Raw genomic sequence first — 12,360 nt, 5'->3', positions numbered from 1 at the left:
CGGATGAAGCCTCGGGCAGCCGAGTCGCTGGGTACCCTGCGGCGAACAGCGCCAGCGGATCGGATGACTGAGCCCGGCTGCGCATGTGACCCGTATGGAGCGTGTGATCGACCTCTTCGCAGGTCCCGGCGGGTGGGATGAGGGCGCTCGACTCCTCGACGAGAGATTGGACATCACCGGGGTCGACTACTCCCGTGACGCGTGCCGCACGGCCATTACCGCCGGGCATCGCCGCCAGCATCAGGACGTCCGTGACCTGTCGTCTGCAGCTCTCGAGGGGTACACCGGGGCGATCATGTCGCCGCCGTGTCCGACCTTCAGTCGGGGCGGGCTGCGTACCGGCTGGGCCGACTACCAGAAGGTGCTCGATGTGTGGACAGGGATCGGATGGGGACTGCCCGCCGCCGAGGCTATGAGTGCCGTCGAGGACGTGCAGGATCCTCGCACCGCAATGCTGGCCTGGGCGGGCGCGACGGCACTGACCCTTGCCGGCCTCCGCTGGCTGGTGATGGAGCAGGTGCCGAAGGTCGAGTTCGCCTGGGAAGACCTCGCCGCCGAACTGTTCAGCGCCGGGTGGGAATGGGCGGACGTCGTTCGGGTCAATGCAGAAGAGCACGGCCTGCCGTCACGACGGAGCCGTGTGTTCCTCGTCGCTCGCCGGCTCACCCCGGGGCGGCCGATCGAGCTGGAAGACAAACAGGTCAACATGGCCGAAGCGCTCGGATGGGCGGGCGGCCACCGAATCAACACGCGCGGCGCCCGCCGCTCCGGTGGCAACGAATTCTCAGCTGATCGGCCATCATGGTGCCTGACGGGTTCCAGCCGATCCTGGAAACGGGAAGATGGCGAGCTCCTCACACCGGCGGAGGCCGGGCAGCTGGTCGGCTTCCGTGCTGACTATCCCTGGACCGGATCCAGGTCGTCACAGTTTCTGCAGATCGCGAACGTCGTCCCACCACCGATAGCCGCGGCTGTTCTCCGCATGGTGGCCTGACTGATTGGGGTCGCCGCGCATGTGCTGGGTGCGGCACGCGACCGGCGTGCGCACCAGAGACAGAAGGCAACGATGATGCGTGCAAATCTTGGTCGGCTGATGATGGGGATCCTGATCACAGCCGCAGCGGCACCAGGGCTGACCCAATGCGGATCGCCAGCCGAGACGGGTGACCGTCAACAGATCGGGGACGCCTGGGGCGACCACTCTGATCTCGTCCCGGTGACAGTCCAGCTGGATGGCGGAAGGTCAGTCGAGTGCGTCGCCTTGCTCGGCAGTCGGCAGGGCGGCCTGTCGTGCAACTGGGAAGGCGTGACTTCCGAACGCTAGTGATGAGGCCGCCGCGCATGTGGTGGGCATGACAGACTCATCCCACGCACCGCAGACCCGATCCTCGTTCAAGGCGAACGACGTCGTGAAGTACGCCGTTCCACGCTACTGTCGCGAGGGTGTTGCGGTCGCCCGACTCCGGAACGGCAAGCTGGTCCTCCGCGACACGTACTGGTTGCGTGACGACGATCTCTCCTACGTACTCACCGCCGATGAAGTCGCCAACGCCGAACTCCTGTTCAACACCGACGACTATGACGAGCTGGACCGGCACGCCCGATCCACGCCGACGACCTGGGCGACCTATGCCGAGGCTGATCGCGCGCAGATCCCCATGCAGCACGGACGCACGATGCGCTACTTCGTGCGAAAGGGGTCAACACCTGACCTCGCAACACAGGTAGCGAACGCGCGTGCGCTTGTCTCTCAGCGCCGCGACGAAGTCCGTACCGCCCAGCTGGCCCTCGCCCGCGCTGAGAGCGAACTGGCCCGCCTTGACAGCGAGCTGGCTGCCGCGATTTACCGTCCGCTCGAATCATCCGCCGCCTGAGCTGCAAATCCATGGCGGACGTGTTGATGAACGGGGAAACGATCGAGCTCCTGAAGAGCTCGACCGTCGACCCGTTCGTATGGTTCAACGTTGGGACGGGGTCCTGGCGAACAACGCGCACGACGAACGGCGTCGGCTTGCTCACCCCGTACGGCAACCTGAAGTGTCTGTTCGTCAGGCCAGAGGCTCGTGGAGCAGGCGAAGGCCACACACTCGTCACCCAACTGAAGCGACAGGGCGGCTACTGGCTGGAGGTAGCTGACGACAACCATGGCGCCATCGCACTGTACGAGGCACACGGATTCGTGAAGACGAACCGGGATCGGTTCGCGGGATACACGCTCATGGAGCTGCGAGACAGTTCCGAGGACTACGAACGGTTCGTCAACGAGTACATGATCTGGCATCCGGACGAGGTGCACACCCACGGCCCCTCAGCGCTCGGACTCGGCCATGACTGACTCGTCCGACACTACCGTCGTCGTGCAGCTGACGCCCGTTTCGCGTGCCGAAGCGGTGCCGATCGACGTCGCCGGACTGAGCGCAGCGGAGTGCGTCCTGCTGAGCGCGGCTGTGTCGCTCTCCGTCATCATCTTTCTCGTTGGAGTGGGTCAGATCACCAGATCGAGGCTCGCGGACACGCTCAAAGCCATCACCGTCCCGGTGTGGGGCACCGCGGCGCTGTTCGCAGCATTCCTCTTCCGACCGGCGGCGGTGTGGGCAATGACCATCCTCATCCTGGTCGAAGTGATGCTGATCGCCCAGCGAGCCGTGCAAGCGAGAACAGATGAGGCACTGGGCAGCGTCATTCGGCAAAGCTGATCGAAGGCCGCGCATGTGGTGACCATGACCAAGCTTCTCGACGCCGCCCTCGCCGCGTATCAGCTCACACGTGAAGACCTTCCTGGCATCGAGGACGCCTGGGCGCGAGAGTTCGGGGACCTCGATAAGCCGATGCCGGAGACCGCTCGCGACGTGATCGTCCGGCTGCACCCCAAGTTCGCCTCGTGGACCGAACTGAACCTTGATGACTTCACGCCTCAGCCGGACGGTGGCCTGGCTGTCCGGGTCTTGGGTCAGCGTGCGGATGGCCTCGAGGACTATGAGTGGGTCAGCGTCGCGGGGGAGGATGTCGTCGCGTTCCTCATGGCGCGTGAGAGCTATGAGGAGCGAACCCGTCTCCTTCGGCTTCAGCATTGCGCTGAGGCGTACTCCACTGGCGCTCATCCAATCTGGTGGCTTCTGGCCAGCGGAAACGTTCCCCAGCGCCGCCGGGGCATGATCCACGAACGGGACGCAGCTGTGGCCCAGGCTGCGCGTCTCACTGAGCGCGCAGCTCGCATTGACGCTCTCCAGCACACCCTCGAGACCCGCACGCTCATCAGCGACGCTGCGGAGGGCCAGTTTCCATTTGCGGTGGGCTACGCGCGAGGGATAGCTCCACTGAGCTGTGACGAGAAGCATCGCGTGCACGAGCGTGCGGTTCGGGTCGACACCGTCAATGACATCGCTCGCGACCTCACGAAGTACATTCCGCTGCTCGCGCAGCTGCAGAATGCCCTGGACGCCGCACACGCGCTCCCTGACGGTGCGCTTCGAGAGTTCCTCATCGGGGAACGAGATCCCAAGACATACAGCGCGACTGAGGGTACGGGCCGGCGTAAGCGTCAGGTGAAGCACTCCTATGTGCCAGTGTCCGATCTCGTCAGGGAGCACCGAAACGCATCCGACGGCCACGCCCGCGCCAACGCACGGGCCGAGGAGATGCTGGAACGACTGGGTTGGCTTCGAACAGAGAATGATGCTGCGCTCACCGAAGCAGAGGAGCGGCAGCTTTCCGCGACGGCCGAGCTTGCATGGATCTGGGGCGCCGGGTGGCCGGGCGAGCACGAGCTGCCCGCTCCGCGACAGAACGCATCCGCAGAAGAAGCGTGGAACGACTGACCATGAGCGAGCATGGAGCACAGCCGACCGAACGGATCTACGTCGCCGGACCGATGACCGGCCTGCCGGAGCTCAACTACCCGGCGTTCCGAGCTGCGGCCCAGGAGCTGAGGGAGCGGGGGTACAGCGTCGAGGACCCGTCAACGAACGTGAATCCGACACCGGGCGACTACCACGGGTGGCTTCGGGCTGGTCTGCAGCAGCTGATCCGCTGTGATGCGGTCGCGCTTCTCCCGGGCTGGGAAGCGTCCGGCGGTGCGCGACTCGAAGTCAACGTCGCAGCCACTCTCGGACTGCGCGTAGCGCCCCTGTCGGAATGGCTCCGCACGACGGCAACTGCGGTCCGCGACGCAGCTGGGTCGTCGGTCACATCGGAGGCAGTGGTCGGCCGAGAACGGGAGCCGCGGGTGCTCACTGGATCGGAACAATCGTGATCGTCCCGCATTCGCTCATCCTGAACCCTGCCGCCGCTCGCCGTGAGGCACATGACGCTGTGGGGCATGTGCGCCAGCTGTTCGTGGGAATGCTCTGGGGCCTCGGACTGTCGGTGACAGCACTCATGGCGGGCCTCTGCATCAGGTCCATCCTGATCATCCTCGTGGCGAGCTCGGCTGTCCTGGCGGAGGCCATCGCTGCTGCGTGGGCATGGCGTCAGATACCTCGGAGGGCCCGCGAGTGGTACCCCGATCTCTTCGAAGATCGGACGCTCCTGGACCGGTACCCGGAGGCCGCGGCCGCTGATGAGGACGACTGCTGGACGGCAGCGTCCTTGGAACGGCGGCTCCGACTCGTCGGGGAGCGAAGGCGGCACCCTGAAGTGGCCGCATTTCTCCGTGCGGACGCGCCACTGGTGCGGGATCAGGCAGCGGAACCACGGGAGCGCTGATGGGAAGCCTGATGTTCTATCCGGAAGGCGCGTTGTCCTCGGGTGAACAGGAGTTGGCGGACTACGGCGCCGCTCTACTGCGCCAACTCGCGCGGGGCACAGGGTCTGGGGTCGACGCCGATCTCTCGGTGATACCGCTGAACGACGGCGCGATCGTCGTCGTGGAGCGCATCAAGGGCGGAGCTCAGCTCTACGTTGCGGCTGATCGAGCCGTGCTCTACGTCGGATCCGGGGTCAGCGAGCGGAGCGCGGACGCGATGTTCGCGAAAGGACGCAGGACGCCGCTGAGCAGCTTCGGCCCGGAAGCAGGAACTGGATAGCGTGCTGCTCCACATGAGTTGGCGGTGACCATTCATGACATTCAGCGCCCTCCTCGGCGGGCCGAGGTGTACCCGCTCGCGCGCCTTCAGACGAGGGCTCGGGTCGCTTTCCACTGCGGTGTCTAGACCGCGTTCGCTCCCTGCATGGTTCCTGCTACCCTCATCCTCGCCGTCCGGCAGATCTCCACCCATACCTGAACGGGGTATTACGGAATGACCGACATCACGATCTCAAGCGCCGAATATCGTTCCCTCTTCGAGAACTCTGCCGCCCATTTCGGCGAAATCACGGCCCGCTCCCTAGCTTCCTCAGGACACTTCATCCACCCCGGCGACAACATCGGTCGGCTTCTCTGTCAGGTCTGGACCGTGAGCCCCGAATCGGCTGGCCTCGCACTCGCCGCATACATGGTTGCGCTCAACCATGAGTGTGACCGCCTTGATGCACCCCGCCCAGGCCTTGCCAAGATCACCAGTGGCCTTCCACTGGCCATCAACGAAATCGAATTCCCCAACGTCGATGTCGCCAAGATGATCGCAACGGTCACTCAGGAGGTCCCGAGGTACTACAGCGAAGCCCTCTGAGCAGACGCAATGCGATTTCTTCAACGGTGCCCGAACGAGCAGCACAAACGGTTCCGGCACCACTGGACTTCCGCCAGTCAGGAGCGATGCGACGCCCTCTTTCGGGGCTCGATCCTCACCGTCAGCGACCGCACCGACTGGCCCGACGACATGTCGTGGTTGGAACGCAGCATGCAGGAGAGGGAAGAGCAAAAGGCGGCGGCCGCCCTTAGCAGCTACGTGCAGCAGTACCCGACCGACAGAAACGAGACCGTCCTCAACCGAAACGGTGAGCGTCAACTCCTCGGCCTACACGAGTGGCACAGTGTCGTCGGGCTGCTACTCACGAACGACGTCTACGGACTGAATCGGTGCCTGCGGACCGGCGCACCCCTACACGGCGAGCCGGGGCCGATGATGGACTGGAACGGCTATGTGTCCTATCAGCAGTTCGTCGACGATGCACGGAAGGTGTTCTCGACACTGGGTTCGAGTCTGGAATTAGACGAGCCGATCACCGCGTTTCGCGGGTTAGGGATGCCGCCCGCCACTGACCGGATATCGTCGGACATCTGGGGAATCCGGGAACACCTCGACTCAGGCGAGCCCTGGCACACGACCGTCGTCGAGGATCGCGGCTTCGCATTTGCCACTCCCTCCGAACCAACCGCGCATCACTACGACGGGGCTGACTTTCATAACGTTGACCCGGAATGGCTGATTATTTGCACGATGGAGATCAGGCGTGGCCTCTGTGTCCCCGACCAGATCTATCGCACGCCTCGCCTCAGGAGTCACTTGTATGCAGACCACTACCTGCGTGGTGCCGACGGGCAAGTGATCATTCCGCCGCTCGCTCGATGGCGAATCACTGAAGTCGTTCCGGATTTCGAGATCAAAACCGTCCGCATCCGGATGCATCAGGTGCTCTAAATCTCAGCGCGGGAAATCGTGGATATCGGTGGAATCGCCGCTATCGTGTTCCGCATGGCAAAGAAGATCATCCACCAGCTTGTTGACGACCTCGACAACACCGTCCTCGAGCCTGGAGAAGGAGAGACTGTGTTGTTCGCTGTCGATGGCCGGCAGTACGAGATCGACCTCACGGTCGAGAATGCGGCCATACTCCGCGGTGCTTTCGCGCCCTACATCCAGGCTGGCCGAAAGATCAGTGGTGGCACGAAGCTCACGCGCTCAACCGGCACCCGTCGTAACGACCTTGCCGCGGTGCGCGCATGGGCACGCGAGAACGGCTACACGGTCTCGGACCGAGGTCGTATCCCCGCCCACATCGAAGCTGAGTTCGACGCCCGGTAGGAAACGCTGGTCCACAGCTACCTCCATTCCCGACGGCGCGTGGACAGATCACCGCCCCGGGCCGGGGCCGGAATTCCTAGTGCCGCGTCAGGGTAGGGCACACATGAGCCGACGTCGACTGGAACGGTTGCGGCACCCGCGACGATGTCCGTCACTGCTGTTCTGGGCTTCGCTGAGCAGCCTCGGCTAGGGAGCGCGTGTCGGTGCAATGGGCCGCCGCGCATGTGGCTGGCGTGACCACTCACGAGGAAGCTGATGCGTATCTGGCCGAGCGGACGGGCTCCTTCGAGCATCGAGCTGTTCGCTACCGTGCTGCCCTCGAGGCGCTGCGCTCGATCGGTCTGGATGATTCGCACACGCTGTACGACCTCGGGGCAGGGATGACGGAACTGGATGTCGTCCTTCGCGTTGATGGAGCGTGGCGGGGACGGTACATTCCGGTCGACCTCGGTGTAGATGTACGGCATGATCTGGAGGACCGGCACCCGCCCCGACCGGCGGACCACGCCGTGGCACTCGAGATCCTGGAGCACCTATCCGACCCCTGGCGTTTGGTCTCCCGTCTGAAACGGGCGGTGAACACGATCGTTGTGTCGGTGCCGAATCCCCGAACCGTTGATGTTCTTGGCATCGATCGAACGCACCGGACGGTCATCACTGCAGAGCAACTGCAGCAGGCGGGGTTCGTCGTGCGGGAGGAGCTCTTCTACGGCGGCGTGTACTCCGATGGCGACCCCGACGCACTGTTCGCGGTCTGGTGCGCGGACCGCGCATGTGCCCGCCCATGACAACCTCAACGAGCACGACAATCCCGCACCCGCCCCATCGGCTGACGGCCATGGATCGATGCGACAGATGCAGAGCTCAGGCTTACATCGCCGCCACCGTCAACGGAACCGAGCTGCTGTACTGCGCTCACCACGGGCGTGAGTATGAGCAGGTCCTGCGAGCGGCATCGACGCGATGGCATGACGAGACCGACCGTCTCCTGTCCGGGCGCTGAGGGCTGTGGGCGGGCGTTCGCGGCGCACCGTGGCGGCCGCGCATGTGTGAAGTGAGTCCACCACTTCGAGGGAGCGTCCCATGACGAACACTGCGCCGATCGCATTTGTCGAGGTCCGGCTGAAGCTTCCGATCGATGTCTACCTGGCGGTGGAGAAGAGAGCGACGGCGAAGAACCTTGGCGCCGGCCGGCTGCTCTCGGCGTTCATCTGCAAGCGTGTGCGGCCTGATGCTGATCACGATCCGAACGTCACCGTAACGATCGTTCGCAAGGAGCCCACCGGGTACGACGCTCTCGCACCGACTGAGCAGACGGAGTTCCGGCGCCTGGCTTCCCTTGGTACCCCGGCGCGCGAACTGGCCGCCCGGTTCGCCACATCGGAGTCCACCGTTCTCTCGTGGCGGTCGAAGCTCGTCCAGTCAGGAACGATCACGGTGATCGCCCGCAAGCGACACCGCTCCAGCGGGTTCGACCAGCTGAGCAAAGACGATCAGGAACTGTTCTGTCGGCTTGCTGCCGAGGGTGCGACGGGAGATGCTCTGGCGGACCGGTTCGGAACCTCCCAGGCGTCCGCGCTGGCATGGCGCAGGAAGCTGGTGTCCGCAGGGGCGATCACGCGGCCTGCACGCAAGACGGCCGTCACTATCTCCTCGACGAAACGCTCGTACGTGAAGCTCAGCGTCGCTGAACAGGAAGAGCTCGTGCAGATGTTCGCTCGAGGAGCTTTCGCTGACGAGATCCGTGAACGCTTCGGCCTGTCCACCAGCTCCGTCACGAACTGGCGGGCCCGGCTCACCGATCGAATCGACGCAGCGATCGACGCGGACCGCGTTTCGTCACGTGGTGCAGCGTGAGCGATCAGGCAACAATGCTGGCCCACACTCACGCGCGGAAACGCCGGAGTGCCGGCCGGGTGGCCATCGGCATGCTCGGCGGCTTACTGGTCGCGGGCGGCCTCAGCACGGGCACCGCCGTCCTCGTGTGGCCCGACCAAGTCGAGGAAGTCTACGGGGGTATCCAGCAGGACGTGGGGGAGTGGCGCGTCCAGAATTTGCAGGAGGTCCCGCTCGCGCATCTGGGTGCCACCGGTGGGCAGACTGAGCTGGACTACTGCGACGGCACGTTCACGGAGATGCGATCGTACCGGCGGCACGACATGCCGCCCATCTGGGCAGCCCACAACAACTGCGGCGGGGACGTCATCCTGCCCGTCGAGCTGGGTGATGTGATCGACCTGGAGCAAGGCGGAATCGTCAACCGATACAACGTCGTGGACATTCGAGAGACGCCGAAGGTGTGGGTCACCACCGAAGCGCTCATCGGGCTGCAGGGCGACGTTGTGCTGCAGTCCTGCTACTACGGCGGCACTGACGTTCCCATGAAGTTCATCGGGCTGGATCCCGTAGTCGACGGGTAGGTCAATGGCCGGGGTCGGTCACGCGAGGGTGTGTACCAGCCAGCTAACCGCGGCGCTGATGGCGTACACGCGATGTTGTGCGTCCTGTTCGTTGCTGAGCCCGGGGTGGGACCCCTGCGGATGGCTCATGGACCAGAGCCCGCGGAGGTACTCGGTCTGTCCGGGGACGAGCGCGCCGGCTGTCTGTAGGGCGTTGATTGCCGCGCCACCTCCTGTCGCAACGGCGCCTGTTCGTCGTGTCAGAAGCTCCTTCACGACTGATTCGAACGTCGTTCGGAGCTGGCTGTTCGAGGCCGCCCAGTCCTGACGGTGGAACGCGGCAAGCGCCTGATCGTAGTGACCGGCGGCCACGGCGAAACCCTCGTTGACGAGTTGCTGGGACAGGTCAGACGAAAGCGTCGCGACAGGGAGCTCGCTGTATCCGAGTGGGGTGATGGTCCACCGCGTCTCCGTCGTCGGCGCCGCCCACATGGACGCAGCCGGGACCTCAGTGGTGCGTGGCGTGCAAGTGAAGCCGTCCGCGCGCAGCGAGACCAGCAGCTCCCGAACCCATTCGGGAGCGCCGTCGTTCTCCTCGCGATCTCTCAGCGCTGTCTGCGCGAGCGAGAGCAAGTCGTCCTCCTGTCCAGCCTTCATCGCCGCTTCCAGCGCCGTGGTGACTCGCTTCACCACGGGCATCCTCGAGAAAGGCCGGTCATCTGGACCTGGGTCGCCCGCGCTGAGGTTGTGCTTCATCAGCGTGCTGGCGAGGTTGCCTTGGGACGAAGTGCTGGCGACGTAGTCGATGAGCAGTCCGACCGTTCTCTGCGAAATGGGCATAGTTGCCAGGCTACCGACGCGGAGTACGTGACCTGCCTTGTCAGGCGGGGTCGTGTGATGATGGTGGTGCACTTCACGGGTCAGGCGTCAGGTTTCTCTGCCGCTGACCTCCCGGAGCTGGAGCGGAACCTTGAGTGCGGAACGGAACCAGAGAAGACGCGGAACCCTTGGAAAATCGTGGCTCCGGGATGGTTGACACCTGTTGGTGGCACCGCTGCACCCCGTGAAACCTGCCCCTGATCGATTCTGGTGAGACCTTCGAGGACAGCATTCCTTGGCTGATGTGCTGAGGGTGAGTTCGCTTGAAAAGAGGAGAGATTGAGGGGCATTCGGCGTGTCTGGATGCTGCGAGTTTCCCGTGTTTCGGGGTGGGGTCGGCCCGAGTGGCCCGACGGGTGGCCCGACAGTTTTCCCGCGTGATTCCGCGGGTGGCCCGGGTTGGCCCGACACCAGTCGGGCCGGGTTTTGACCTACTCCTGACTGGGATCGGAGGGGTTCACCCCTGTAGTAGTAGTGAGTAGAAGAGGATCTCCTCTAGAGATAGAGAGATATATGTCGGTGTGGGGACGCTGATATATGTCTCCGTCTCATGTATGTATGTGCTCTGGAAGTGTCGGGCCGTCGGGCCACCCCCTGTTTTGGACCCTCGATCCCAGTCGGGAGTAAGGCAAAACCCGGCCCGGAGAGTGCCGGGCCGGGGACTGGTTTTGTCGGGCCGGCCCAACTGACTCCGCCCATGACCTGAGCATCGCCAGCGCGAAGCCGCCCTCATGGTGTGTATGGGCACCATCGACGAGCGCGGCAATCATCACCACGGCGCGGGAACACCTTCCGGAGGTCGATTCGCTGGACGAGTGAACTCGGCCCCCGCCGATCGCCTCGCGAGGGGTCGCCGCAGGGGCGAGGTGATGACCGCTGCCCGGGCCGCTGGCCGCATCGGGTCGTCGGTCCCGGAGGGTGCGCCCCAGCACATCGATGAGATTCGCGCCGTGCTCTGGTGGGCGATCAAGTTCACCGGTGGCACAGGCAAGCTCCGGTCGACTGACGAGATCCGCGCTGAGCTCGCCGCCGCGCAGTCTGTTCCGCGGCTGACTCCCAAAACCAAGGAGCGGGGGCGAGTCATGGACAACACACTTCGCTGGCTGCTCGGCGAGACAGATGACCTATACGGCCGATGACCGCGCATGTGGTTCAGGTGACGATCGATCTGGATACTCTGGCCGCGACTGCGGGCGCCGCAACACGCGGCCCGTGGCGGTGGGAGCAGTTCCGCTACGGTCCTCCGAATCTGGTTGGCCGTGCCGGTGAGGTCGGCATCTACGAGCACGACCGTGAGGTGATCGAAGCGAGCCATACCGGTGGATGCGGATGCCGTGCCGAATGCACGCTCACGCTTGAGATCTCTCCGGAGGACCGCGCGTACCTCGAGACGGCGTCACCTGACGTCGTCCTCGCCCTCATCGACAGGGTCACCACCGCGGAGGCCGCGCTGAAGGAAGCGGGCCAGCCATGACCTTCACTGAGCTCGCTACCGTGACTGGCCCGAACGGGGCGATCGCCACACTGCCCGTCCTGCATGTATCCCCACGCGGCACGTTCGCCGTTGTCGATCTGCGCGGAAGCGACCATCGGGGCACCGTGGATGTCTTTCACGTCGGCACGGGAAAGCGAGCGACGCCCGTTCGGCACTTCGAATCGATCCGCACCCGATCTGTCTGCGTGAGGCTCGCGGACTGGCTGGATTTGCTCGACCCCGTCGATCACCAGGGCGAGCTCAAGATCGGCCGACTTGAGTATCACCAGGCGTTCGACGCATGGGTGCGCGAAGCATGAGTGTCACCGCGCGTGTGCTGCCTCCAGGCCCGGTCTCACGGACAGGTCATCAGTGGCCGTGCCCTCGCTTCTACGTCCTGGCGATGGCGTCCGACCGGTGCAGTTGCGCGCGTGTGTGCACGGACACCCCTGCAGCCGCTCACATGGTGAGCATGAGCGATACGCCCCTCTTCGACGCGCTTCAGCGCCGCGCTCCGAACGATCTGCCGTTCGTAATCGACGCGGCCGATCCCATGACCACCGTCGTCGACCGGCTCGGCGGCCGCATGTTCTCGCTCAGCGCCGAGCCCGGCGAACTCGACCCGCTCATTGTGCGTCCCATCGGGTCGTCGTGAGCCCGACCTCAGACCCGAAGCACATCACGACGGATTCCGTCACCACAC

At 64.5% G+C, this 12,360-nt stretch carries 20 protein-coding genes; 19 read left to right on the top strand and 1 reads right to left on the bottom strand.

From position 1 onward, the window contains the following. Positions 1 to 94 precede the first annotated feature (94 nt). The 15 genes from ABTV68_RS11550 to ABTV68_RS11480 all read left to right on the top strand — a co-directional run bounded on the left by ABTV68_RS11550 (position 95) and on the right by ABTV68_RS11480 (position 9,325). Entirely contained in the window at positions 95 to 994 is a 900-nt protein-coding gene (locus tag ABTV68_RS11550) for a DNA cytosine methyltransferase (RefSeq protein WP_433677598.1), read from the top strand. A 358-nt stretch (positions 995 to 1,352) separates the two neighbouring features. Then, positions 1,353 to 1,874 (top strand): hypothetical protein, encoded by a 522-nt coding sequence (locus tag ABTV68_RS11545; protein WP_433673823.1) that lies wholly within the window; start codon positions 1,353 to 1,355, stop codon positions 1,872 to 1,874. A 26-nt stretch (positions 1,875 to 1,900) separates the two neighbouring features. After that, on the top strand, positions 1,901 to 2,335 hold the full coding sequence (locus ABTV68_RS11540; protein ID WP_433673822.1) for a GNAT family N-acetyltransferase: 435 nt from the start codon (positions 1,901 to 1,903) through the stop codon (positions 2,333 to 2,335). Beyond that, positions 2,328 to 2,696, top strand: coding sequence for a hypothetical protein (locus tag ABTV68_RS11535; RefSeq protein WP_433673821.1), 369 nt, complete (start codon positions 2,328 to 2,330; stop codon positions 2,694 to 2,696). The genes ABTV68_RS11540 and ABTV68_RS11535 overlap by 8 nt, the downstream gene beginning before the upstream one ends. Positions 2,697 to 2,720: 24 nt before the next feature. Beyond that, the gene (locus ABTV68_RS11530) at positions 2,721 to 3,818 is read left to right on the top strand and encodes a hypothetical protein (protein ID WP_433673820.1); all 1,098 of its coding nucleotides are present in this window, start codon (positions 2,721 to 2,723) and stop codon (positions 3,816 to 3,818) included. 2 nt (positions 3,819 to 3,820) lie between these two features. Continuing rightward, positions 3,821 to 4,252, top strand: a complete 432-nt coding sequence (locus ABTV68_RS11525) for a DUF4406 domain-containing protein (RefSeq protein WP_433673818.1) — start codon at positions 3,821 to 3,823, stop codon at positions 4,250 to 4,252. After that, positions 4,249 to 4,704 carry a hypothetical protein gene (locus ABTV68_RS11520; protein WP_433673817.1) on the top strand — a complete coding sequence of 152 codons (456 nt, stop codon included), beginning with the start codon at positions 4,249 to 4,251 and terminating at the stop codon, positions 4,702 to 4,704. The genes ABTV68_RS11525 and ABTV68_RS11520 overlap by 4 nt, the downstream gene beginning before the upstream one ends. Continuing rightward, positions 4,704 to 5,024, top strand: a complete 321-nt coding sequence (locus ABTV68_RS11515) for a hypothetical protein (RefSeq protein ID WP_433673816.1) — start codon at positions 4,704 to 4,706, stop codon at positions 5,022 to 5,024. Before ABTV68_RS11520 ends, ABTV68_RS11515 begins: the two co-directional genes overlap by 1 nt. 213 nt (positions 5,025 to 5,237) lie before the next feature. Then, positions 5,238 to 5,609, top strand: a complete 372-nt coding sequence (locus tag ABTV68_RS11510; RefSeq protein ID WP_433673815.1) for a hypothetical protein — start codon at positions 5,238 to 5,240, stop codon at positions 5,607 to 5,609. Between the two features lie 9 nt (positions 5,610 to 5,618). Further along, a complete protein-coding gene (locus tag ABTV68_RS11505; RefSeq protein WP_433673814.1) occupies positions 5,619 to 6,521 on the top strand; it encodes a hypothetical protein in 903 nt (300 codons plus the stop codon). A gap of 54 nt (positions 6,522 to 6,575) precedes the next feature. Continuing rightward, positions 6,576 to 6,905: a histone-like nucleoid-structuring protein Lsr2 gene (locus ABTV68_RS11500; protein WP_433673813.1), complete on the top strand. Its 330-nt coding sequence runs from the start codon at positions 6,576 to 6,578 to the stop codon at positions 6,903 to 6,905. Between the two features lie 233 nt (positions 6,906 to 7,138). Beyond that, positions 7,139 to 7,693: a hypothetical protein gene (locus tag ABTV68_RS11495; protein WP_433673811.1), complete on the top strand. Its 555-nt coding sequence runs from the start codon at positions 7,139 to 7,141 to the stop codon at positions 7,691 to 7,693. Then, complete coding sequence (locus ABTV68_RS11490; RefSeq protein ID WP_433673810.1) at positions 7,690 to 7,908, top strand: DUF7455 domain-containing protein; 219 nt, start codon at positions 7,690 to 7,692, stop codon at positions 7,906 to 7,908. The genes ABTV68_RS11495 and ABTV68_RS11490 overlap by 4 nt, the downstream gene beginning before the upstream one ends. An 80-nt stretch (positions 7,909 to 7,988) precedes the next feature. Continuing rightward, entirely contained in the window at positions 7,989 to 8,762 is a 774-nt protein-coding gene (locus tag ABTV68_RS11485) for a hypothetical protein (protein WP_433673809.1), read from the top strand. Continuing rightward, on the top strand, positions 8,759 to 9,325 hold the full coding sequence (locus ABTV68_RS11480) for a hypothetical protein (protein WP_433673808.1): 567 nt from the start codon (positions 8,759 to 8,761) through the stop codon (positions 9,323 to 9,325). Before ABTV68_RS11485 ends, ABTV68_RS11480 begins: the two co-directional genes overlap by 4 nt. Before the next feature lie 18 nt (positions 9,326 to 9,343). Here the strand turns inward: ABTV68_RS11480 and ABTV68_RS11475 are convergent, their stop codons facing one another. Beyond that, positions 9,344 to 10,144 (bottom strand): hypothetical protein, encoded by an 801-nt coding sequence (locus tag ABTV68_RS11475; protein ID WP_433673807.1) that lies wholly within the window; start codon positions 10,142 to 10,144, stop codon positions 9,344 to 9,346. 908 nt (positions 10,145 to 11,052) lie between these two features. On the opposite strand from ABTV68_RS11475, the gene ABTV68_RS11470 reads away from it, so the two are divergent. The 4 genes from ABTV68_RS11470 to ABTV68_RS11455 all read left to right on the top strand — a co-directional run bounded on the left by ABTV68_RS11470 (position 11,053) and on the right by ABTV68_RS11455 (position 12,312). Next, positions 11,053 to 11,322, top strand: coding sequence for a hypothetical protein (locus ABTV68_RS11470; protein WP_433673806.1), 270 nt, complete (start codon positions 11,053 to 11,055; stop codon positions 11,320 to 11,322). Continuing rightward, positions 11,319 to 11,657: a hypothetical protein gene (locus ABTV68_RS11465; protein ID WP_433673805.1), complete on the top strand. Its 339-nt coding sequence runs from the start codon at positions 11,319 to 11,321 to the stop codon at positions 11,655 to 11,657. Before ABTV68_RS11470 ends, ABTV68_RS11465 begins: the two co-directional genes overlap by 4 nt. Beyond that, a complete protein-coding gene (locus ABTV68_RS11460; RefSeq protein ID WP_433673804.1) occupies positions 11,654 to 11,977 on the top strand; it encodes a hypothetical protein in 324 nt (107 codons plus the stop codon). Before ABTV68_RS11465 ends, ABTV68_RS11460 begins: the two co-directional genes overlap by 4 nt. 152 nt (positions 11,978 to 12,129) lie before the next feature. Continuing rightward, entirely contained in the window at positions 12,130 to 12,312 is a 183-nt protein-coding gene (locus ABTV68_RS11455) for a hypothetical protein (protein ID WP_433673803.1), read from the top strand. Positions 12,313 to 12,360 lie beyond the last annotated feature (48 nt).

Source organism: Microbacterium gorillae (genome assembly GCF_050990725.1).
GTDB lineage: Bacteria > Actinomycetota > Actinomycetes > Actinomycetales > Microbacteriaceae > Microbacterium > Microbacterium gorillae_A.
Note: the sequence above shows the minus strand (reverse complement) of the source record. Positions and strands in the feature narration are given on the sequence as shown.